The organism is Priestia sp. GS2 (assembly GCF_036409025.1).
In the GTDB taxonomy this organism is placed as follows: Bacteria; Bacillota; Bacilli; order Bacillales; family Bacillaceae_H; genus Priestia; species Priestia aryabhattai_A.
This window is the reverse complement of record NZ_JAZGJX010000001.1, coordinates 2,065,122-2,088,652: the sequence shown is the minus strand read 5'-3', so window position 1 is coordinate 2,088,652 and position 23,531 is coordinate 2,065,122. Positions and strand designations below refer to the sequence as shown.

Genomic DNA, 23,531 nt, shown 5'->3' with positions numbered 1-23,531 from the left:
CACTGAAATAATTCAGTGCGGTTTTTTATATACAAATTAGAAAAAATATGAAAAAATACATATTATTGAAACTTTTTGGGTAGCACAAGCGTATAAAAAGAAAGAATAAATGAATTGAGAGGATATATATATGGAAATTACACATTTACAGGGGAAGCTACCTTCCGCAGCTAAAAGCGCAATGAGAATTCAAGCGTTGTTGCCACATATAGTATGGTTAGCTGGCACAATTGGTTATTATGTTCTTGTTTATTTTTTTAATTGGTGGATTTGGATTTTTTGGGTTTCTGGAGCTTTGCTAATTGTTAGCTTTGTTGTGTATGTTGTTATCGCCCCCAGCATTTACATGAAAGTGTATTCGTACCAACTAACAGAGACGCATATTGAAGTACAAAAAGGTTTGTTTATCTGGAGTCATACAAAAGTGCCGATTGTGAAGGTACAACATGTGGAAACATCTACGGGTCCAATTTTACGTAGATACGGTCTTGCCTCAATTAATGTTGTAACAGCTGCAGGGTTTCTTGAGTTTCCAGCTTTACAATCAGAAGATGCAAATAACTTACGCGAAACAATCGCAAAGATGGCAGAGGTGAAGGACGAATATGAGTAAAAAATTACATCCTCTTGCCGTTCTTGTTCAAGCTGCAAAGTACATAAAAGACAATATTTTACCATTTGCATTTTTAATTATTCTTCAGCGAGATAAGATTTTGACATACTGGTGGATAGGTTTAATCATTGTAGGCATCAGCTTGTTTTTTGCATTTATTAAATGGAAAACATTTCGTTATGAAGTTACGGAAAAAGAAATACGAATCAAAAAAGGCGTCTTTAAAAAAGAAAATAGTTTTATTCAACTAACGCGTATTCAATCAATTCAAATTGATCAGCCTTTCCTCTTTCGACTAGTTAGACTTGCACGACTTCGTATCGAAACAGCAGGTGGAACAGGAATGGGGGCAGAAGTGGATTTGCCGGGCATCTTGATGAAAGATGCTCACGAGTTAAAAACAATGCTTCAAGCAGGGGAATCTCTTTCAGTGGAAGAGATTCCTGAAAGGGAAAATATCATTAAAACATTAAAGGTTCCTACCAGTCGCTTAGTAATTGCTGCTGCATTATCGGCAAACTTCGGCTATATTTTTGCCGGACTAGGTGTGCTGTACGAATACGTGGATGACTTAATCAACCCATGGATTCAAAATGCTTATGAACAAATTATTACCCAGTCAATTGTAGCTATTATCATATTAGTATTTTTTATTTTATGCATAGCGTATATACTTTCTATTATTTTGTACGTAATTCGCTTTGGTAATTTTGTGGTGGAGCGTTATGAAAAGCATCTTCAAGTTCAGTACGGGTTATTAAACAAGCGCTCGCTCACGGTTCCTTTTGAAAAGATTAAGGCAATTACAGTTGAAGAAGGACTTCTTCAACGTTTATTTGGCTGGGGAGCTATTTCGTTAAAAGTCGTAACTTCTGATTTAGAACAAAAAGTATATTTACACCCATTTCTAAAGAAAAAAGAAATGGTGGATGTTTTTTCAGATTATCTTCCTACTTATCATTATCTTGAGTATAAGCCAAACGTAGTGAGAAACTATGTTTGGTATAAGCTGTTGTATGTCTTCATCCCAGCTTGTATTGCAGTGATAGCAATTAGCTTTTGGAAAGTTCAGCTTGTGTGGGGAGTAGTTATCCTCTTTCTAGCAGCTTGGCTATTAACATGGTTTGGATATCGCCAAGGAGGCGTAATGATGACACGTGAATTTTTAAGTGTTCGATCCCAGTTTATCACTCGGAAAACAACGATTATGCAGCGTAGAAAGATTCAGGATGTCAAAGTGAAAGCAAGCAGCAGGTTTTGGAAAAAAGGGTGGCGTTATCTTAGTGTATCAACGATGGGGCTTGGTTCTTCCTATGGAGTGGGCTACTTGCCAGAGCGCATATGGAAACCAATCTTTGATGAAGTTACACGTTGGGATGTTAAGAAAGATAAAGTATGATGAGCAGAATGTGTCCACTGTGTGGAAAACAGAACGGCTGTCAGTATGTTTTAAAAGAAGAAGAATTTACTTGTTGGTGCACAGAAGAAGAGTTTCCTACTGCGTTGACAGCAAGTTCTAGTCATTCTTGCATTTGCAAATCCTGCTTGCAAGTCTATAAAGAGAGTCAGCGTGAAGAGTAGTACTTCCGCTGACTCTCTTTACTTAATTAATCAATGCTTGTAAGGGAGCAGGAATTCGTCCACCGCGATTTACCAATCGTTCAGAGCTGTAAGGATTAACACCCATAACTGGCGCTCGGCCTAGAAGGCCACCGAACTCGACCATTTCACCTTCATTTTTACCGGGTACAGGAATAACACGTACAGCCGTTGTTTTTTTGTTAATCATTCCAATTGCCGCTTCATCAGCAATTATTCCGGAAAGCGTAGCAGGACTAACATCCCCTGTTAAGGCGATCATATCTAAACCAACGGAACATACGCAAGTCATCGCTTCAAGTTTTGACAGATTTAGAGAACCATCAGTAATTCCTTTAATCATCCCATTATCTTCACTTACGGGAATAAAAGCCCCGCTTAGCCCACCGACGTAAGAGCTAGCCATTGCACCACCTTTTTTTACAGCATCGTTCATAAGTGCTAAAGCAGCAATTGTACCGTGAGTGCCCACACGTTCTAAACCAATTTCTTCTAAGATTTCAGCAACGCTGTCGTTAATAGCATTAGTAGGCGCTAGCGATAAGTCCATGATACCGAAGGGGACGTTTAGTCGCTCAGCTACGACGCGTCCAATTAACTCACCAGCGCGCGTAATTTTGAATACCGTTTTTTTAATTACTTCAGATACTTCACCTAAATCAGCGTTAGGATGACGTTTTAATGCATTTAAAACAACACCAGGACCACTAACACCTACATTTAAGACCACTTCACCTTCACCGGATCCGTGAAAAGCTCCGGCCATAAATGGATTGTCTTCAACAGGATTACAAAAAACCACAAGTTTTGCACAAGCAATGCCGTCACGATCTTTTGTACGTTCCGCAGCTTCTTTAATAATAATACCGAGCTGTTTCACAGCATCCATATTAATACCCGTACGAGTGGTAGCTACTGAGATGGAAGAACAAACGCGTTCTGTTACGCTAAGAGCTTCAGGCAGCGCGTCCAGTAGCGTTTGATCACTTTTTGAAATTCCTTTATGAATAAGAGCTGAGAAGCCACCGATAAAATCAACACCAACCTGCTGTGCAGCGCGGTCTAGTGTTTTAGCAAGGGTAATTGTTTCTTCAACCGTTGCATGGCCTAAAATCTCTGCGATAGGAGTAATTGATATGCGCTTATTGACAATTGGAATTCCATATTCTTTTTCAACCTGTTCCGCTGTTTCTTTTAATTCGCCTGCATATGAAACAATTTTATTGTAAACATTTTGATTCATTGTTTCAAAGTTAGAATCTGCACAGTCTCTTAAACTAATACCCATTGTTACTGTACGGATATCAAGGTTTTCCATTTGGACCATGCGGATGGTTTCCATCATTTCTGTTAAGGCAATGCTCATATTAATTTCTCCTTTATACGCGGTGCATAGCTTGGAACGTTTCTTCAAGCTGCACGTGAATTTTTAAACCAAGCTCTTCGCTAATGTTATTTAAAGAATGTTGTAGCGAGTTTAGTTCAGTAGTTGATACATCGACAATCATCATCATTGTAAAAAAATCTTGTAATATTGTCTGACTAATATCGAGAATATTAACACCTTGATTTGATAAGATAGTTGTGACGCTCGAAATGATACCTACTTGATCTTGTCCAATTACGCTAACCACAGCGCGCTTTTGTTGCATAATAATCACCTCAAAAATAATATAGAAAATAAAAAAAGAGATTGGAAGAATCCAATCTCGAATAGGTCATCGAATAACATACGTATGTATCGTTACTCTTCTGTCCTTTTGCCTGAGATTGTGAATCCTTCGGCGCCGCCTGTGCGGTCTCTCCAGAAGCTGCTCCTGTTGTAGTGTTATCCACAACAATCATTGCTTGGGGAATATTCAACTTAGTATTGGCTCAAAAACCAATAGAGAAATCATATCAACAAAGGAAAGGATAGTCAACTTTTTTGAACATTTGTATTATTTTATCACGTGTACGTAGGGAGGCTGGGGGTGCTTTGAAGTCCTTTTGCTTAAGGTGGTATGTCACAGTTAAAAGTAGAATAAGCGAAGGGGAAAAGGTACGATTTTTATAAAAATAAAAAAGGAAAGCGTATAGAAGTCGCTTTCCTTTAATAATTGTTGGCTTACTCGTCTTCTCCAGAAGGACGAGTTGTTTGAGTAGCAAGCGTGTCCCAAAAGCTTGTATCTGCTTTTTCTATTGAGCCATCCGCAATAGCTCGTACAGTTGAGTCTAAAGTAGTGATTGTTTGTTTAATTAAATAGCCGTTGCTTTTTTGACCAAGTACATATGATTCGTTGTTGTGATCGGACATTCCGCGCATTTCAAAGAGAAGGGTTGCAATACCATACTCAGTCGCAGCGCCGTTACGGCCAATCGCGTTATCAGAACCGCCAGCATATTTACCAAGGTGTCCCCAACCTTTTGAGTCAACGGAATGAAAGACAACAGACCCTAGCTTTTTCGATTTCTCAACCACTTCAGGCTTTACCTGGGGATTTGTTGGATAAAGAATAGAACCGGACACAAGTTTTCCGTCACGTTCACTTTGTGTACCTTGATGATGCAAATCAATCATATAGTCAATCTTATATTTACTTAATACGTTATTATGAAGAGCCTTTGTTTCAGGTTGCTCTTTTTTTACATGGTCACGGTTTAAGTCTACTTCCATGGCATTATAACGAGTTAAGTGACGATCTCCGCTTGCTCTATAGTCATCCAATGAGAAGTTTACGTCGCCCATCGCTCCGTCAGCGTTCAACATTGGTACAATTAAAATATTTACATTGTCAAGAATTCCTTTTGTTTTATTAGTCCCTAGGTGTTTAATAAACTCTAGAGTTCCTTCAGTCGTTAGTTGTTCATTTCCATGCTGCTGTGTTAAAAACAAAATGGTTGGGTTGTCTGGATTTGATATGTACTTGACTAAATGAATGTCGCGACCTTTTACAGTTTGTCCAATGACTTCAAGGTTCATTGCGCTTTGTTTTGCTTCTTGCGTTTTTAAGAAGTTTACCATTTCTTCATATGTATGGAGAATTGACGTGTTGATCGTTTCATTTTGACCAACGTTTGGACCGTTTCCAACAGCTTGAGCAGGTAGTGTAGTTGATGTAAATACCCCTAATGTCATAATACTAGATAATGATAATACCGTGATTTTCTTTTTCAATGTCATCCTAATTCCCCCAAGATATCAGATTATACGCTATGCCTGTACACACAGCGCTACTCTTTTATAATAGAATAAGTAGTTAAAAAAGGCATGAGCTTAAAATACTGTATTTTGAGAATATTTTAATGAGAAGATTAATAACCTATTGCAATCATACAAGCAAGTGGAAGGTAAGCTAGGAGAGAAGGGGGGAGTAATGGTAGTGCTGAGTGAGCTAAACTATTGATTATCATCATAGGTAGAATAAAAAGTTAGGTATTATAGGAATACTATGCTATACTAAGTTTACCATTTTCTTTACCAGTTACTATCTGTGTTTTGATTTTCCCTATTCATTCGTGAGTAGGGTTTTTATTATGTCCAAATTTTGTTGCAAATTAAAAACAGACTCTACAAGTAGAGTCTGTTCATAGGTGTCTGTATTAATTATGCTTTTTGAACGTTAGTAGCTTGAGGTCCACGTTGACCTTGCTCAACTTCAAAAGTTACAGCTTGACCTTCATCTAAAGATTTGAAACCTTCGCTTTGGATTGCTGAGAAATGTACGAATACATCGTCTCCGTTTTCGCGCTCGATGAATCCAAAACCTTTTTCTGCGTTAAACCATTTTACTTTACCTTGTTCCATAGTTGTTGCCTCCTCGTGTGCTTTGCACACATTGTGTTACTATTCTTGCTCAAATCTTCAGACGAAAGTTGTTAACTTGTCAATCCTTACCGAACAAAAATAATTCTTCCTAAGCATAACAGAAACAAATCAGTATTGCAAGTAAAGGGAGAAATAACTACGTACTTTTATCAATTTCACTCATTCATCCCAGTTCTTACTGCTGATTTTCTCAATAATCCCGTGCAAATCCCCAGGCTTATGAAACTCAATCGGAGACGCACCTTTTTCAAACAGAATCGATTCCGCTTCAATTAACGCCACATAGCGTCCGTTTACTTTCGCTAAGTGAATATTTTCCCCGAAATCCGCTAACAGTCCTTTAATCTCCGTTTCGCCAAGCTTCATTTTAAGCTCGGCATCAGGCGTATGTTCGACGATATGAGCAGCAGCTTCCATAACTTGATGGGTATCCAAACGTTCTTGAAGCTCACGCTTTTCACTTGTTGCCCACAGTTCCATGTCCGACTCAAACTGTTCAAGTTCTACGCTTTCTGCTTCAAACGTTTCGCTGACGTGTTCACGCACCATATCCATCACTTGTGTTTTCATAATCTCAGGCATCGGCTCGTTGTAGTCAATGAACTTTAAGAAGTCTTCAAAGTAACGGGCGTGAGACGCTTGGTGAATGACGAGTTCGCTTTCTTCCACCATGCCTTCTTCAGGCATGTAGGGGTATTGAATAGACTTCATGTTCTTGGTTGTAATGGCCATTTCTACATGGCGAATGAGTGTTGACTCATCGGTAATTGAAGCTACTTTTGGTTCGAAATCACATTTTAAAATAAATACAAACGCATGATCGAAATATTTGCGTGGTACAGCGGATATAACTAAAAAAGCACCGCCTCGCACGGCTGCGGTATCTAAATATGCGTGAATAAACTGTTCGCTATTTTCCTCAAACTCTTCTTTTGTCGTTGCGAAGCGCGTGCGATGAAATAAGTTAAAGTTAGGGTTAGAATCCAAAGCGTGTCCAGGTTCTGTGACAAAGTACCCGAGTTTTGTGGGAACTTGTTCAGCCTTTGGGTGACGTTCAACCTTCCGTTTAACAATCTTTTTAAACTCACCGTCTAAAAAGTCTTTAATTGAGCTCTCTTCATACTCTTCTGTATCTAGCGTCTGAAAATGCTTGTAGCGTTTGTCTGCTTGTTCGTCTTTACCGTCTACTTGAATGACGTAAAATGATAAGAAATTAATTTTAAAATCCATAGCTTCACCTTGTTTCATTAAGAGTTCATCATTTCAGTATAGTGGAAAAGAGAAAAAAGCGTCAATGATAAATAAAGCATAGTTAAACTTGAAAAAACGAAACTTTCTAAAATTTACAAAAAATAGTATAATAGGTAACGAGAGTCTAGTAAAAAAGGGAGGGAATTGTATGACTGTAGAATTACATACGAATGAAGCGCCTACTCGTCTGAGGAGTAGACTTTCAAAAGTTGGACCTGGATTAATCACGGCTGCAACGGGTGTTGGAGCTGGGGATTTAGTTGCTGCATTAGTAGCAGGGGCGACGCTTGGCATGACGTTCGCATGGGCTATTGTCGTAGGAGCCATTTTAAAGTATTACTTAAATGAAGGTGTAGGAAGATGGCAACTGTCAACTGGACAAACTATTTTAGAAGGCTGGAATTCAATGGGGAAATGGGCTACCAGCTATTTCGGAGTATATTCAGTTCTTTGGGGATTTGTATTTGGAGCCGCTGTTTCATCGTCGTGTGCTTTAGCCATGCATGCTTTATTTCCTCAGCTCCCGCTTTGGGCATGGGCGATTATTCATGCACTTATTGGTTTTATACTAGTTTGGAACGGGAGATATGCATTAGTTGAAAAGCTGATGACTATTTTTGTTGGCATCATGTTTGTTACGGTTGTAGGAACTGCCATATTGCTTTCTCCAAATCTAACAGCACTTGCTTTAGGCATGGTGCCAAAAGTACCTGAAGGCTCTTTGATGAACGCTTTGGCTTTAATTGGAGGAGTAGGTGGCTCTATTACAATGGCTTCGTATGGGTATTGGATTCGTGAGAAAGGTTGGAACCATCGTTCTTGGATTTCAATTATGCGTCTTGATTCAGCAGTTGCATATATTGTAACCGCTATCTTTACGCTATCTCTTCTTGTCGTAGGAGCGGAGTTTTTATTTGGGACAGGCATAACATTAAGTGGTGAGCAAGGTCTTGTCCAGTTATCGAGCATGCTAGGTGAGCGTTTTAATGAACCAATGCGCTGGTTATTTTTAATCGGTTTTTGGGCAGCGTCCTTTACGTCATTGTTAGGCGTATGGAACGGTGTGCCATACCTATTTGCTGACTTTGTTCGTATTATGAAAAAAGAGCCAAAAAATCCAGGGGTGGTCGTGGAGAAAACAAAACCATATCGTGCGTATTTAATCTGGTTAACATTCCCTTCCATGCTTTTATTGTTTATTGGAAAGCCTGTTGGCCTTATTATGGCTTACGGTGCGTTAGGGGCATTATTTATGCCGTTTCTAGCTTTATCATTACTTTGGCTTTTAAATTCAAACCGAGTAGAAAAACAATATCGTAATCCATTATGGAATAACGTTATGCTGGCTGTTTGTATTTTATTATTTATTGTACTAATGATAAACGAACTGCGTAATATATTTTAATTATATATAGAAGAGAACAGTATAAATGAAGAAACTCTTCATTTATACTGTTCTAACATAGCAAAAAAGGATTTAACAAACTCATAAAAGATTTGATCAGAGGGTGCTAAATTTCGGTTTCTTGGGATAATCATTCCAACTGTTCGTTTCACTTCAGGAGTATGGATAGGAATCTTTGTTGTGAATCTTGGCGTTGTTTCAGAGACCGTACTTTCAGGTAAAAGTGTAATTCCCATACCTGCTGAGACTAGACCTTTAATTGCATCTAAATCTTCACCTTCAGATGAGATATTCGGCATAAATCCAGCTTGCTTACAAGCATCCACGGCAATCTTACGAAGCACAAATCCATTTGGGAATAAAACGAAATCTTCGTTACGTAGATCACGAAGGCGTAAATTTTCCTGTGTTGCTAAGGGATGACTTGAAGGAACAAGTGCCAGTATCTTTTCCGTAAATAAAATATGCCCTTCAATATCTTCATCGTCTACAGGTACAGGGCCTAAAAAAGCAATATTAATATCTCGCTTCTTAACGGATTCAATAAGAAACTTATAAGAACCTTGTCTTAAGTGAAAAGCAACGTTTGGATGACTCTCTTTAAACGCAGATATAATCGTAGGTAAAAGATGACTTGATAAACTGGTAGGGAATCCGATTTTAATCGTTCCTCGCTCAGGATCTAAATATTCATCCACTTGCTCTTTTGCATAATCAATTGCTTTCATAGCCGTTTCCGTATGTTCTAGAAATAATTTTCCAATCGACGTTAACTTTACATTTCTTCCTTCTCTTTGAAATAACTCCACGCCCAGTTCATCTTCTAAATTGGCAATTTGTCGGCTGATAGCAGACTGTGCAACGTGCAAATGTTCAGCCGCTTCAGATACGTGCTCACGTCTGGCAACTTCCATAAAATAGCGTAATTGTCTAAGTTCCATTGGCTTACTCCTTCTCTATATCTCGAAATGAGATTGGTTTCATCTAAATTATATATTGTTTATATTAATTTGAAAACTTAAAATATAACCAAGTGGTCTTAATAAATAGATAAAGAAAACGAACGGGGGAGAAAAAAATGACATACAATCAAATGCCGAAAGCTCAAGGTCTCTACCGTCCTGAGTTTGAGCACGATGCATGCGGAATCGGATTATATGCTCACTTAAAAGGAGTGGCATCGCACGACATCGTAAAAAAAGGACTAAATATGCTTTGTCAACTAGATCATCGTGGTGGTCAAGGAAGTGATCCGCTAACGGGTGATGGAGCGGGATTAATGGTTCAAATTCCACATGACTTTTTTACAAAAGCATGTACTGATTTTTCATTACCTCAAAAAGGTCGCTACGGTGTAGGCATGATCTTTTTCTCAAATAATGAGCAAGAACAACAAGAAATCGAAGCGTATATCAATGCTTTAATTGAACAAGAAGGGCAAGCGCTGATTGGTTGGAGAACTGTACCAACAAATGTCGGAAAAATCGGAAAAGTCGCGAAAGAAAGCTGTCCGCACGTGCGCCAAGTATTTATTGGTGCAGATGAAAGCATTACAGATGATTTGGCGTTCGAACGCAAATTATATATTATTCGTAAACAAGCTGAGTATTGGGCAGCAGAGCGTAAAAACCGCGTTTACTTTTCAAGTTTATCTAGCAGAACGATTGTTTATAAGGGTTTATTAACACCAGAGCAAGTAGATGCGTTTTACCTTGACCTACAAGATGAAAGCTTTACATCTCCGTTTGCTTTAGTGCATTCACGCTTTAGCACAAATACGTTTCCGAGCTGGGAGCGCGCGCATCCAAATCGTTATTTAATTCACAACGGCGAAATTAATACGCTTCGTGGAAATCAAAATTGGATGAAAGCACGTGAGCAGCAGTTCGTTTCAGAAGCTTTTGGTTCAGATCTTCATAAAGTACTGCCAATTTTAGATAGCGAAGGCAGCGACTCGTCCATTCTTGATAATGCACTTGAGTTTTTCGTGTTAGCAGGCAGAAAGCCAGCGCATGCTGCAATGATGATGATTCCAGAACCTTGGACTGAGAATCCTCATATGTCTGATGAGAAGCGTGCATTTTATGAGTACCATAGCGCTCTTATGGAGCCATGGGATGGACCGACTGCTATTTCATTTACTGATGGAAAACAGATTGGTGCAATCTTAGATAGAAATGGATTGCGTCCAGCGCGTTATTACGTGACAAAAGATGATTATATTATTCTTTCTTCTGAAGTAGGAGTTATTCCAGTAGAAGAGGACAATGTTCTTTATAAAGAGCGTTTAAGCCCAGGAAAAATGTTGCTAATTGATTTAGAAGAAGGGCGCATTATTTCAGACGAAGAAATTAAAGCTGAAATGGCGCAAGCAGCACCGTATCAGCAGTGGTTAGATGAGCAGATGGTAAAGTTAGCTCACTCAGCTGATGAAAAGCCGGAATCTTTTGACGATTTAGTTGTGCGTCAAAAAGCATTTGGCTATACGTATGAAGACATTCATAAATATTTACTACCGGTCGTGAATGAAGGTAAAGATCCGTTAGGTTCAATGGGAAATGATACGCCACTTGCGGTTCTTTCAGATCGACCTCAATCGCTATTTAATTATTTTAAACAGTTGTTTGCGCAAGTAACGAACCCTCCAATCGATGCAATTCGTGAGCAGCTTGTTACTTCAACAATGACGCTGTTAGGTGCAGAAGGTAATTTATTGCATCCAACAGAAGAAAATAGTCGCCGCATCCAGCTAGAAACGCCAGTGTTAACGAATGGACAGCTTCAAACGTTAAAAGAAGATAGTATTAAAGGTTTCAAGAGTGCTGTTCTTTCAACAGTATTTAAAGATGACTTGAAAACATCTTTAGAAGGCTTATTTAATAATGCAGAAAAAGCAATTGTAGAGGGTGCTAGTATCTTAATCCTAAGTGATCGAGATATTAATGCCAACAGTGCTGCGATGCCAATTTTATTAGTTGCAAGTGCTCTTCACCAGCATTTAATTCGTCGCGGAAGTCGTACAAAGGTCAGCTTAGTTATTGAATCTGGAGAAGTTCGTGAAGTACATCATTTTGCAGCTTTAATTGGTTATGGAGCAGACGCAATCAACCCTTATTTAGCATTTGCAACGTATGATTATGAAATTGCAGCTGGTAATTTAAAAACGTCTTATCAAGTAGCGGTAACAAAGTATGTAAAAGCAGTTACTGAAGGCGTTGTAAAAGTAATGTCTAAAATGGGAATTTCTACTGTGCAAAGTTACCGAGGAGCTCAAATCTTTGAAGCAGTTGGAATCGGTGAAGAAGTTATTGCAGCTTACTTTACAGGTACAGCATCTCAATTAGGAGGAATTGGTCTAGACGTTATTGGAAGAGAAGCGCGTACACGTCACCAATTAGCTTATGCTGAAGCATACGAGCAGACTTTAGAGTCGGGAAGTGACTTCCAATGGCGAAAAACGGGTGAGCATCATGCGTTTAACCCGAAAACGATTCATACCTTACAATGGGCTTGTCGAAAAGGTGATTACGATTTATTTAAGCAGTTTTCCGAGGCTGCAAACGAAGAGCGTATTGGGTTCTTACGTAACCTGTTTGCCTTTAAACAAGAACGTCCAGCTCTTTCAATCGATGAAGTAGAATCTGTGGATTCTATTGTTAAACGCTTTAAATCAGGCGCTATGTCGTTTGGTTCTTTGAGTGAGGAAGCACACGAAGCATTAGCCATTGCAATGAATAAATTAGGTGCTAGAAGCAATAGTGGTGAAGGTGGAGAAAATCCAAGACGCTATGAGCTTGATGAAAACGGTGATAACCGTCGAAGTGCCATTAAACAAATTGCATCAGGACGATTTGGTGTGAAAAGTCACTATTTAGTAAATGCTGATGAGTTGCAAATTAAAATGGCTCAAGGAGCTAAACCAGGAGAAGGCGGACAGCTGCCAGGAAACAAAGTATATCCATGGGTTGCAGATGTTCGTGGATCTACTCCGGGAGTGGGATTAATCTCTCCTCCACCACATCATGATATTTATTCAATTGAAGACTTGGCTCAGCTTATTCATGACTTGAAAAATGCCAACCGTAATGCTCGTATTAGCGTTAAGCTTGTATCAAAAGCAGGTGTTGGAACGATTGCTGCTGGTGTTGCAAAAGGTGTAGCAGATGTAATTGTTATTAGTGGATACGACGGTGGAACAGGTGCGTCACCAAAAACGAGTATTAAACATACGGGCCTACCTTGGGAGTTAGGTTTAGCGGAAGCTCACCAAACTCTAATGTTAAACGGCCTTCGCGAGAAGGTAGTGCTAGAAACAGACGGAAAGCTAATGACAGGAAAAGACGTTGTTATGGCAGCACTTTTAGGTGCAGAAGAGTATGGGTTTGCTACGGCTCCACTAATTGTATTAGGCTGCATCATGATGCGTGCTTGCCATTTAGATACATGTCCTGTTGGTGTAGCAACACAAAATCCAGAGCTTCGTAAAAAGTTCTTGGGTGAGCCAGATCATATCGTAAACTATATGCGTTTTGTTGCACAAGAAGTTCGTGAAATTATGGCGGAGCTAGGGTTCAAAACAATGGAAGAGATGGTTGGACGCACAGATGTGCTGCATGTTAGTGAGCGTGCACAGTCACATTGGAAAGCGCAGTACTTAAATTTGACAACACTTTTACATCAAGTAGATGGTGTGCGTACGTTTAAGACGCCTCAAAATCATAAAATTGATCAGTCTCTAGATGTGCAAAAAATCTTACCTGCTGTACAGCAAGCGATTGAAGAGCAATATCAAGTGGACCTTTCATTAGATATTCATAATACGAATCGAGTGGTAGGTACGGTTGTTGGTAGTGAAATTACCAAACGTTACGGTGAGCAAGGATTGGCTGAGGATACGATTACGCTTCGCTTCTCAGGTTCAGCTGGCCAAAGTTTCGGAGCATTTATTCCAACTGGTATGACGCTCCATTTAACAGGTGATGCCAATGACTATATTGGTAAAGGTTTGTCAGGTGGAAAAATCACGGTATCTGCACCAAAGCAATCTACTATCGTTTCAGGTGACAATGTTATTGTTGGAAACGTTGCTTTTATCGGTGCAACAAGTGGAGAAGCATACGTAAGTGGTAGAGCAGGTGAGCGATTTGCAGTTCGTAACAGCGGTGCGCATGTTGTGGTGGAAGGTATCGGGGATCACGGCTGTGAATATATGACAGGTGGTCGAGTTGTTGTTCTGGGAACTGTTGGTAAAAACTTCGGAGCAGGTATGTCAGGTGGTATTGCATACGTACTGGCAGATGATAAAGACGAATTTAAGAAGCTTTGTAATCAAGAAATGATTGGTTTTGAAGGTTTAGAAGCTCATGAGGCAGGCGAAGTAAAAGCGATGATTGAGCGTCACCTTGAATATACAAATAGCCAAAAAGCAGCGTTTGTTTTAGAGAACTGGTCACAAATGATTAGTAAGTTCGTAAAAGTTATTCCAAATGATTACAAGCGTATGATTACTCGTATTGAAGAACAAAAAGAAGCAGGGCTTTCTGAAGAGGAAGCAATTATGAGCGCATTTGAAGAAAATGCACAGCAAGAAAAGAAGTCAATTTCAAAACAACAAGAAGCGGTAGCTCAGTAAGAAAGGGGAGAGTAAAATGGGAAAACCAACAGGATTTATGGAAATTAAACGTGAAAAAGGCAAAGAAAGAGATCCTTTAAAACGTTTAAGTGACTGGAACGAATATGCTGCTCCTTTATCTGATGAGGCACTGAGTCGACAAGGAGCACGATGTATGGATTGTGCAACTCCATTTTGTCATATGGGGATGGATATTAATGCTTTTACATCGGGCTGTCCAATTTATAATTTGATTCCAGAATGGAACGATTTAGTATATAGAGGTCAGTGGAAAGAAGCACTTGATCGTTTAGTAAAAACAAATAACTTCCCTGAATTCACAGGGCGCGTCTGTCCAGCGCCTTGTGAGGGATCCTGTACATTAGCTATTTCAGACCCTGCAGTTTCAATCAAAAATATTGAACGAGCAATTATTGATAAAGGGTTTGAAAACGGTTGGATTACACCGCGTATTCCAGAGAAGCGTACGGGGAAAAAGGTAGCCATTATCGGTTCAGGGCCAGCTGGTTTAGCAAGTGCAGATCAGCTGAACCAAGCAGGACACTCTGTAACTGTATATGAGCGTGCAGATCGTCCTGGTGGCTTGCTAACATACGGCATTCCTAATATGAAGCTTGATAAAGAGGTAGTGGCAAGAAGAATTCGCTTATTAACGCAAGAAGGTATTGATTTTGTTACAAATACAGAAGTGGGCAAAGACGTAACGCGCGAAGAACTTCAAGAGCAGTACGATGCGGTTATCCTTTGTACGGGTGCTCAAAAGCAGCGTAATTTAGTCATTGAGGGTAGAGAAGCAAAAGGTATTCATTTTGCAATGGACTATTTGACAACGACAACAAAAAGTATGCTAGATTCTAATTTTAAAGACGGTCAGTATATCGATGCTAAAGGCAAAGATGTAATTGTCATTGGGGGAGGGGACACAGGAGCAGACTGCGTAGCAACAGCACTACGTCAAGAATGTCGTAGCGTCGTTCAATTTGGTAAACACCCTCAGCTTCCAACAGAACGTACATCTGATAACATGTGGCCAGAGTACCCTCAAGTGTTTAATCTTGAATATGCATATGAAGAGGCTCAGGCAAAGTTCGGAGATGATCCGAGAGAGTATTCAATTCAAACAAAAAAAATTGTCGCTGATGAAAATGGTCATTTAAAAGAGCTTCATACAATTCAGATGGAGAAGCTTGTTGATGAAAGCGGTCGTTATACATTTAATGAAATTCCAGGAACAGAAAAAGTTTGGCCAGCTCAACTGGTCTTTATCGCAATCGGTTTTGAAGGGCCTGAACAACCTGTTCTTGAGCAGTTGGGTGTTGAAACGAAAAACAACAAAGTGGCTGCAGCGTACGGAAAATATACAACAAATGTTGAAGGTGTATTTGCTGCCGGAGACGCACGTCGTGGTCAGAGCCTTATTGTATGGGCTATTCATGAAGGTCGCGAAGTAGCAAAACAAGTAGATCACTACTTAATGGGAGCTACTGTACTGCCATAACATTCAAAAAGAGGACTACACTGTAGTCCTCTTTTTTTAGCGTGGGTTAGGCCCACCAGGCCCAGGATTCTTGCGGAGATGCTCAAAGGCAACGGTTAAAACGGTTGTGGTAATACGAGCTTGTGAAGCAGGGGACACGCTATATAACGCCATGAGCTCAAAAATCCACGGTTCTCTTCGCTGAAGCTGTCGGTATGCTTTCTCAACTTTTTGGTTAATGGTTCCTGTAAAGCTATTATAGTTATCATCTACAAACCTTACAATTGAACGAAACAAGTATTCGGTTAGTTTATCGTCCATGCCTCCGCGTTGTGCTTCACGATAAATGCTTCGATATTGCCTTTTTAAAATTTTCATCACGCGGTCGACGTCTTTAGTAGCGCGCATAAACTCAACTTGGTGAGTTAAGTATGCATACTGATTCTCATCATATCGGTATGGTTCCTCGTAAGACGTATTAATTGTTGGTACAGCATAGGTGTATTGAGGCATTGTGTGATAGTTTGGAGTATAGTCTGGGTAGCTCCAGTGATAATAATACATTCATTTCACTCGCTTTCAATTAGTGTAAAGTAAATAATCGTTTATCAATTAGTAAACGGGATGGTTTGTGTACTGGTGAAGTTTTTCTAAGTAATATCGAGGTGTTTTAAAGTATTCCCAGGTACTGTAAGCTGAATTTTTTGTGAAAACGTTAATATAAATAGGTGTATCAAGAAAAGTTTCTTTGGCAGGTAAGCTACTATAATAGCAATCAAAAGCTTTTAACAAGTCAACTTCAATTGATGCTTGTAGCGGCTTGATCCCACTGGAAGGAACAGTGAATGACCCAAGTATAGAAGTACATTGATTTTTGTAGGATATACTGTTTTGTTCCTTAATAAGGTCGAAATCAGTTACTATCCATGTCTCATACGACGCAACAGCAGGACTTATAAAGGTAAGTCTTAACTCCCAAGCGTTTATCATCTTTATCCCACCCTATAATCTTTACCTATACTTTTTATATGGAAAGAGGTAAAATTTAACTATAGTGTTTTCACCTAGATAATCATCCATAACATATAAATATGACGGGAGATTGATAGTGTGAATGTCCAAATATTTGATGGTAAAAATGAAAACTGGTTGACAACGAAAAATCCAGCTCAGCTTGCTGCAGCTATGGTTGATGGCAACATCGGCTTAGCACCGGTTTCCTGGGGGAATGAACAAGAAAAAACAGGATGGTATCATATGTATCAGCCTCAAGAGATTACGGGAATTCAAATTAGAGATAGAGTAGAAGATGGAAATATCGTTCTTCGAATTCCTGATAATTGGAATGGAAAGCTAGTTGCTGCCGGTATTCCAGCTACGCGGGGTGAGACGTCAACCGACTTATTGTTTAGTGACTATGTGCTAGCTAAAGGGTATGCATTTGTAGCTTCTGATAAAGGAACACCGGGAAAGGATAAAGAAGGTGATCCATTCGCGAAAGCCAAAAATGCTTTATCAATAGAAGGGGCTTCACTTGCTAAATGGAATAGGCAATTTCGTGCAACGGTATGCTACGCTCAAGAATACTTGCTTACGCACTATAAGACAGTTCAAGTAGCATCTGAGATTCCTACATATGGTATGGGCATTTCAAATGGTGGCTACGTTATTCGATATGCGATAGAAAATGACGGGAAAAACGGTGAGCCAAGGCTCTTTAACGGAGCTGTAGAGTGGGAAGGTGTACTTTGGAGAGCAGAAGACCCTAATTTAATTACATCTCTTACAAAGGTTATTCAGTCTGCAAAGGCTGCTTTATATGATGGGAACTCTGAAGCAGTCCATTCTTTATACGAAGCGGGATTACCTAAAGGAACAGAATTTTTATGGCCTTATCACGATCAATATTATTGGTTTTTAACACTTAATATTTATCGAGATCATTTTGATTTTCAAGCCCCTAAAAGACTACAGTGGCCTGAATACTTAGCTTTAAATGAGCAAGGTATTCGTGACCGGTCCCATGATTATATCTTTGAAAAGTATAGTTACGCAAAGCGTCCACAGAAAGTTAAAGACAAAGTGAAGGAAATTGAAAACACAGGAGAACTTACAGCGCCTTTAATTAGCGTAACGGCAGCATATGATGCCCTTATTTTCCCTAGTGTACATGCGTATCCTTATGAACAGCTAGTAAAAAAAGCAGGTAAAGCTAAATTGCATCGCCATTACGTGATTGAAAATGGAAATCATATTGATGGACTTGTATGGAATGAGAATGTAGACCCTAACCGCAAGCTTCAGCCTATGCTTCCATACGTATATCAAGCATTTGAGCTGCTTATTAAATGGGTAGAAGATACGGTAAACCCACCTGAAAGTCATTTTGTTCATGCGCCTACTGAGCCTTATAAAATAACGAACTTAAAAACAAAGCAACATATGAATCCATTAACAACGCAGGGATAGGCTTAATGCCTTCCCTGTTTTTTAATGTTTAAAATTCAGAGAGAGTGGAAGATACAGAATAAGAGCATATTAACTATTTAATAGATAACGAGGAGTGGACCTGAAATGATGACGCATAAAATGTATATTAACGGACAGTATACGGACTCAACATCGAGAGAATTAATTGAAGTGGTAAATCCTTCAACGGAAGAAGTTATTTCAAAAATTTATAAAGGTACAGAAGAAGATGCAAATAAGGCAATCGATGCAGCATACGAAGCGCAAAAGAAATGGGAAAAAGTCCCTTCGGTGGAGAGAGGGAAAGTGGTTCGGAAGCTTGGGAATCAAATAAAAGAAAAGCGTGAACGTTTCGTACAACTACTTATGGAAGAGCAGGGAAAAAGCAAAGATCAAGCTGAAGGAGAAATTGACACTGCCATTGAATATTTTTATTACATGTCAGAATGGGCTCGGCGTATTGAAGGAGAAATTATTCCAAGTGATCAACCAAATGAAAACATCTTTTTGTACAAACGTCCAATTGGCGTTGTGGCAGGAATAATACCTTGGAATTTTCCGATGTTTATTCTAGCGCGAAAAGTAGCAACAGCTCTGATTACCGGATGTAGCATTGTTTTAAAACCAAGTCAACAAACACCAAACACAGCTGCTGAATTTACAAAGATTATTGCAGACATGAAAGAACTTCCCGCCGGAGTATATAATTTTATTACAGGAACAGGGTCTACAATTGGGACAGCGATGGCAAGCAATCCGAAAGTAGGGATTGTTACAATGACGGGCAGCGTTCCAGCGGGTACAAAAGTGATGGAAGCAGCAGCGAAAAACATTACCAAAGTTAACTTAGAGCTCGGCGGCAAAGCACCAGCCATCGTAACAAAGAATGCAAATCTAGACGTTGCGGTTAAAAGTATTAAAACATCTCGTCTTACGAACGCAGGCCAAGCTTGTACAAATGCTGAGCGCGTATATGTTCATGAAGACGTTGCTGAAGAATTTATTAAAAAGATAACGCAGGAAATGTCCAATGTGAAAATTGGAAACCCTTTAACAGATGAAGACGTGGAAATGGGACCGCTTGTAAGTAAAGAGCGCCTTGAAACAGTAGAAAAGATGGTAGAAAATGCAGTAAAGCAAGGTGCCGAAATTCAAACAGGTGGCAAACGTTTAGAAAAAGAAAAAGGTTATTTCTATGAACCTACCGTTTTACTCAACGTGACGCAGGACATGGAAATCATGCAGGAAGAAGTCTTTGGCCCAGTTTTGCCAATTATGACTTATAAAGATCTAGATAAAGCCATAGAGCTAGGGAATGATTCAAAGTATGGTCTTTCCTCATCAATTTACACGGATAATATTCATGAGGCAATGAAAGCAGCAAACGAGTTGAAATTCGGTGAGACATTTGTAAACAGAGAAAACTTTGAAGCCATGCAAGGGTATCATGCTGGTATGAGACAATCAGGATTAGGGGGAGCTGATGGTAAGCACGGTGTAGAAGATTTTCTTGTTACGCAAGTCGTTTATATGGAATATAATAAAGATTTTTCATAACCTCTATCCAAGTTTGTGGCTGGGGCGTAAGTATTTTAGCTAACGAGATATCCGAACTATTAGAAGTTAACCACTTTTGATAGCTCGGATATCTTTTTTTATTTCAAAAACAAGTTAAAAGGACCATTTCGTTATGCCTTAGCTCTTTTTTGTATACGATGAGACCGAATTTCTTGAATTTTCCTGTTAATTTGGTATGATAAAATACAATGTGAAACATTTTAAAAAATATGAAACTACATGAAATATAGTTCGTATTTACATATATACGAAATACATATATTTATACACCCTTAAGGAGGAGTGAGATTTTAAGCTTTTAAAGCTAACAAATAAATCAAGATAAATTAGGGAGTAGATCGTGTGAAAATGCCGCGTTTCTTTAAAAGTGGATTAGGAATTTTATTGTTATTATTAATTTTATTTATGCTGTCAAAAGTACAGTATATCTTACAGCCAATTGGGGTTATGATTACAACTATCTTAGCTCCAATTTTAATTGCAGGGGTTTTATATTACTTACTAAGCCCTATAGTTCGGTTAATTATGAGAGCAAAAATCCCAAAAACATTAGCTATTCTATTTGTTTTTCTTTCATTCATTGGTCTTTTAACCGGTGGAATTGTGTTTTTATATCCTATTATTCAGGAACAGCTGTTGTCCTTAGCAAATTACCTTCCAACGCTTGCGAAAGACGTAATGAATTTAATTAAAGATCTTCAACATTCACCGTTTACCGCTCGCTTTGCGGAAGAAGCAACAAAGTTTGATTTAGAGCAACGTTTAACCGATATACTTGGTAACGTGGGAGATATGGCAACAACAATTGGTACAAGTACGTTAAAAATCTTTGACTTTTTAACTAGTACAATTATTGTTATTATTACCGTTCCATTTGTATTATTTTATATGTTAAAAGACGGAGAAAACTTACCTAAGCGAATTGTTCATTTAACACCAAAGCGCTACCGTCATGATATTGACGAAATTTTAAGTAAGATAAACACAGGACTAAGTGCATTTATCCAAGGGCAAATTATTGTCAGTATGTTCGTTGGAGTTTGCGTTTATATTTGGTATTTATTAATTGGGTTAGATAATGCACTTGTGTTAGCCCTAATTGCATTATTTACGAACCTTATCCCGTTTATTGGCCCGTTCATTGGGACTCTCCCTGGTGTTATTATGGGCTTAATTCAAGATCCGTATATGGCGCTTTACGTTATTTTAGGTGTGTTAATTATTCAACAAATTGAAAGTAACTTAATTTCTCCTCAAGTAATGGGAAGAAAGCTTGACGTCCACCCTGTAACCGTAATTTTACTGTTATTAATAGCGGGTAGCGTAGTAGGGTTCTTAGGGTTGTTATTGGCACTTCCGACGTATACAGTTCTAAAAGTAGTTGTTAGCCACATTTATGGTAGACTAATGGAAAATGACGAGTAGAATAAGCGACGTGTGTGATGTATATCATACACGTTTTTTTGTAGATATTATCCGTTTATTTTTGAATTATAGATAAAAAGATAATAGTTTTTTATAAAAATGTTGAAAAAATACGAACTTTTGTGTTAGATTATTTAATATAATTCGTAGATAAAGATTTGGAAGGAGCCGTTTTACATGACAGCAACGATTATTAAAGGTAAGGAAGTAGCAGCAGAATTACGTGCCGCTTTAAAAGAAGAAGTCGCACAGTTAAAAGAGCAAGGTGTTGTACCAGGACTTACAGTTATTCTAGTAGGTGATAATCCAGCTTCACACTCTTATGTAAAAGCTAAAGCAAAAGCATGTGAAGAAATTGGTGTGGCATCAGAAGTAATTAAACGTGATGTTAACATTACAGAAGAAGATCTATTACAAGAAATTCAACAGCTTAATGAAAGTGAAGCTGTACATGGGATTTTAGTACAGCTGCCATTACCAAATCATATTGATGAAAAAGCTGTGTTAAACGCGATTTCTCCTAAAAAAGACGTAGATGGTTTCCACCCCGTAAGCGTTGGAAATATGGTGATTGGAGACGAGTGCTACCTTCCATGTACACCACACGGCATCATTGAGTTAATCAAGCGTTCAGGTGAAGAAATTTCAGGTAAACATGCAGTTGTAATTGGTCGCAGCAACATTGTTGGAAAGCCAGTTGCTATGCTGCTTCTTCAAGAGAATGCAACGGTAACGATTGCTCATTCACGCACAAAAGATTTATCAGCAATGATTAAACAAGCTGATATTTTAGTCTCTGCCGTTGGGCGACCACGCTTAGTAAAAGCAGAAGACCTAAAGCCAGGTGCTATCGTTATTGATGTTGGAAACACGATGGAAAATGGAAAGCTTGTTGGTGATATTGATTATGAACCAGCAAAAGAAGTAGCAGGATATATTACTCCAGTACCTGGTGGTGTTGGTCCAATGACAATTACGATGCTATTAAAAAATACAGTTGATGCTGCAAAAACAATTAACGGTTTAGTGTGAAAATAAAGGTTTCAGCCATTTGGGTTGGAACCTTTTTTTATTTATTTTTAAAAAGTATATTGACTTGATAATGATTATCATTAATAATTAACGTGTAGTCATTAGAATATACATAGAGGAGAAAATGGGGCATGAACAAAAAACTTACACAACTTTTTAGTTTGCTAATGGTTTTAACGCTTGTGTTTTTAGCAGGCTGCGGAGCATCAGAAAACAATCAATCATCAAGTGAGAAAAAGAGTAATAAAAAGGAAGGTCCAGGGGTTGTAAACTTATATACTAGCCGTCACTATGAAACAGACGATGCATTATACAAAGCGTTCACGGAAGAAACGGGTATTAAAGTAAACGTTGTCAAAGGAGAGGAAAACGAACTGATTGAACGTCTTTCTCGAGAGGGACAAGCAACAAAAGGTGATTTATTCTTAACGTCTGATGCCGGTCGATTACACTGGGCAAAAGAAAAAGAATTGCTTCAAAATGTAGAAAGCGAAACATTAAATAACAATATTCCTGCAAACCTTCGTGATAAAGACAGCGAATGGTTTGGTTTAACAAAGCGCGCACGTGTAATTGTTTATGCAAAAGATCGTGTGAAGCCAGAAGATTTATCAACATATGAAGCATTAACAGAGCCAAAGTGGAAAGGTAAAGTACTTGTAAGGCCTTCTGAAAACGTTTATAACCAGTCGCTTCTTGCTTCGTTTATTTCACTAAACGGTGAAGACAAAGCAAAAGAGTGGGCGAAGGGAATTGTGAAAAATATGGCGCGTGATCCCCAAGGAAATGATCGTGACCAAGCAAAAGCGGTTGTTGCTGGTGAAGGTGACGTTGCTATTATGAATACGTATTACATCGGTGTAATGAAAAACTCTACAGATCCAGAAGAAGTAAAGGTAGCAGATCAAGTAGGCGTGTTTTTCCCGAACCAAGAGACAGATGGTACACACATTAACGTCAGCGGTATTGGTTTAACAAAGCATGCTAAAAATAAAGAAAATGCGATTAAGTTAATGGAATTCTTGTCTAGCGAAGAAGCGCAAGGGAAATTTGCTGAAGCAAACTATGAGTACCCAGTTAACCCGAACGTAGAGCCATCTGAGCTTTTAAAGTCATGGGGAGAGTTTAAAGAGCAAGACCTAAACTTATCTGAGCTTGGTGAAAAGAATGCTGAAGCTGTTAAGCTATTTAATGAAGTAAGCTGGAAATAAAAAATAGATACTCTTTATGCCGTATTTCCGT

General features: G+C 38.8%; 19 protein-coding genes and 1 riboswitch. Of the genes, 11 read left to right on the top strand and 8 right to left on the bottom strand.

Annotated features, from left to right (window positions below; all coding sequences use genetic code 11):
* The first annotated feature begins 130 nt into the window (after positions 1-130).
* The 3 genes from V2145_RS10870 to V2145_RS21460 are packed head-to-tail and all read left to right on the top strand — an operon-like array spanning position 131 to position 2,194.
* Positions 131-613 carry a PH domain-containing protein gene (locus V2145_RS10870; RefSeq protein WP_094909806.1) on the top strand — a complete coding sequence of 161 codons (483 nt, stop codon included), beginning with the start codon at positions 131-133 and terminating at the stop codon, positions 611-613.
* Positions 606-2,012, top strand: a complete 1,407-nt coding sequence (locus V2145_RS10865) for a PH domain-containing protein (RefSeq protein ID WP_094909807.1) — start codon at positions 606-608, stop codon at positions 2,010-2,012. Before V2145_RS10870 ends, V2145_RS10865 begins: the two co-directional genes overlap by 8 nt.
* Positions 2,009-2,194 (top strand): cysteine-rich CWC family protein, encoded by a 186-nt coding sequence (locus V2145_RS21460; protein WP_094909808.1) that lies wholly within the window; start codon positions 2,009-2,011, stop codon positions 2,192-2,194. The genes V2145_RS10865 and V2145_RS21460 overlap by 4 nt, the downstream gene beginning before the upstream one ends.
* A 22-nt stretch (positions 2,195-2,216) precedes the next feature.
* Here V2145_RS21460 and V2145_RS10860 read toward each other — a convergent pair whose 3' ends face one another.
* From V2145_RS10860 to V2145_RS10840, 5 genes are all read right to left on the bottom strand, one after another.
* The gene (locus V2145_RS10860; protein ID WP_094909809.1) at positions 2,217-3,578 is read right to left on the bottom strand and encodes a PFL family protein; all 1,362 of its coding nucleotides are present in this window, start codon (positions 3,576-3,578) and stop codon (positions 2,217-2,219) included.
* A gap of 13 nt (positions 3,579-3,591) precedes the next feature.
* Positions 3,592-3,864: an ACT domain-containing protein gene (locus tag V2145_RS10855; protein ID WP_094909810.1), complete on the bottom strand. Its 273-nt coding sequence runs from the start codon at positions 3,862-3,864 to the stop codon at positions 3,592-3,594.
* A gap of 90 nt (positions 3,865-3,954) precedes the next feature.
* A riboswitch (glycine riboswitch) is annotated at positions 3,955-4,030 on the bottom strand.
* A 289-nt stretch (positions 4,031-4,319) separates the two neighbouring features.
* Positions 4,320-5,375, bottom strand: coding sequence for a M14 family zinc carboxypeptidase (locus V2145_RS10850; RefSeq protein WP_094909811.1), 1,056 nt, complete (start codon positions 5,373-5,375; stop codon positions 4,320-4,322).
* 423 nt (positions 5,376-5,798) lie between these two features.
* Positions 5,799-5,999: a cold-shock protein gene (locus V2145_RS10845; RefSeq protein WP_025908891.1), complete on the bottom strand. Its 201-nt coding sequence runs from the start codon at positions 5,997-5,999 to the stop codon at positions 5,799-5,801.
* A 180-nt stretch (positions 6,000-6,179) separates the two neighbouring features.
* Entirely contained in the window at positions 6,180-7,250 is a 1,071-nt protein-coding gene (locus tag V2145_RS10840; RefSeq protein WP_311858413.1) for a DUF3900 domain-containing protein, read from the bottom strand.
* A 169-nt stretch (positions 7,251-7,419) separates the two neighbouring features.
* Between V2145_RS10840 and V2145_RS10835 the strand changes: the two genes are divergently transcribed.
* Positions 7,420-8,676, top strand: coding sequence for an Nramp family divalent metal transporter (locus V2145_RS10835; RefSeq protein ID WP_094909812.1), 1,257 nt, complete (start codon positions 7,420-7,422; stop codon positions 8,674-8,676).
* Between the two features lie 38 nt (positions 8,677-8,714).
* On the opposite strand, the gene V2145_RS10830 is transcribed toward V2145_RS10835, so the two are convergent.
* Positions 8,715-9,617, bottom strand: coding sequence for a LysR family transcriptional regulator (locus V2145_RS10830; RefSeq protein WP_094909813.1), 903 nt, complete (start codon positions 9,615-9,617; stop codon positions 8,715-8,717).
* A 137-nt stretch (positions 9,618-9,754) separates the two neighbouring features.
* Between V2145_RS10830 and gltB the strand changes: the two genes are divergently transcribed.
* Positions 9,755-14,308, top strand: a complete 4,554-nt coding sequence (gene gltB, locus V2145_RS10825; protein ID WP_311858412.1) for a glutamate synthase large subunit — start codon at positions 9,755-9,757, stop codon at positions 14,306-14,308.
* Positions 14,309-14,324: 16 nt separating this feature from the next.
* Positions 14,325-15,806: a glutamate synthase small subunit gene (gene gltD / locus V2145_RS10820; protein ID WP_094909815.1), complete on the top strand. Its 1,482-nt coding sequence runs from the start codon at positions 14,325-14,327 to the stop codon at positions 15,804-15,806.
* 36 nt (positions 15,807-15,842) lie between these two features.
* Here the strand turns inward: gltD and V2145_RS10815 are convergent, their stop codons facing one another.
* Together V2145_RS10815 and V2145_RS10810 are read right to left on the bottom strand one after the other, a co-directional pair.
* Positions 15,843-16,349, bottom strand: a complete 507-nt coding sequence (locus V2145_RS10815) for a hypothetical protein (RefSeq protein WP_256993233.1) — start codon at positions 16,347-16,349, stop codon at positions 15,843-15,845.
* A gap of 48 nt (positions 16,350-16,397) precedes the next feature.
* Positions 16,398-16,775, bottom strand: a complete 378-nt coding sequence (locus tag V2145_RS10810; protein WP_131886861.1) for a hypothetical protein — start codon at positions 16,773-16,775, stop codon at positions 16,398-16,400.
* Between the two features lie 120 nt (positions 16,776-16,895).
* Between V2145_RS10810 and V2145_RS10805 the strand changes: the two genes are divergently transcribed.
* From V2145_RS10805 to V2145_RS10785, 5 genes are all read left to right on the top strand, one after another.
* Positions 16,896-18,254 (top strand): alpha/beta hydrolase, encoded by a 1,359-nt coding sequence (locus V2145_RS10805; RefSeq protein WP_330987683.1) that lies wholly within the window; start codon positions 16,896-16,898, stop codon positions 18,252-18,254.
* Between the two features lie 105 nt (positions 18,255-18,359).
* Positions 18,360-19,811 (top strand): aldehyde dehydrogenase, encoded by a 1,452-nt coding sequence (gene aldA / locus V2145_RS10800; RefSeq protein ID WP_330987682.1) that lies wholly within the window; start codon positions 18,360-18,362, stop codon positions 19,809-19,811.
* Between the two features lie 369 nt (positions 19,812-20,180).
* Entirely contained in the window at positions 20,181-21,257 is a 1,077-nt protein-coding gene (locus V2145_RS10795; protein WP_094910157.1) for an AI-2E family transporter, read from the top strand.
* 177 nt (positions 21,258-21,434) lie between these two features.
* Positions 21,435-22,289, top strand: a complete 855-nt coding sequence (folD, locus tag V2145_RS10790) for a bifunctional methylenetetrahydrofolate dehydrogenase/methenyltetrahydrofolate cyclohydrolase FolD (protein ID WP_094909819.1) — start codon at positions 21,435-21,437, stop codon at positions 22,287-22,289.
* A 131-nt stretch (positions 22,290-22,420) separates the two neighbouring features.
* Complete coding sequence (locus V2145_RS10785; protein ID WP_330987681.1) at positions 22,421-23,500, top strand: Fe(3+) ABC transporter substrate-binding protein; 1,080 nt, start codon at positions 22,421-22,423, stop codon at positions 23,498-23,500.
* The last annotated feature ends 31 nt before the right edge of the window (positions 23,501-23,531 follow it).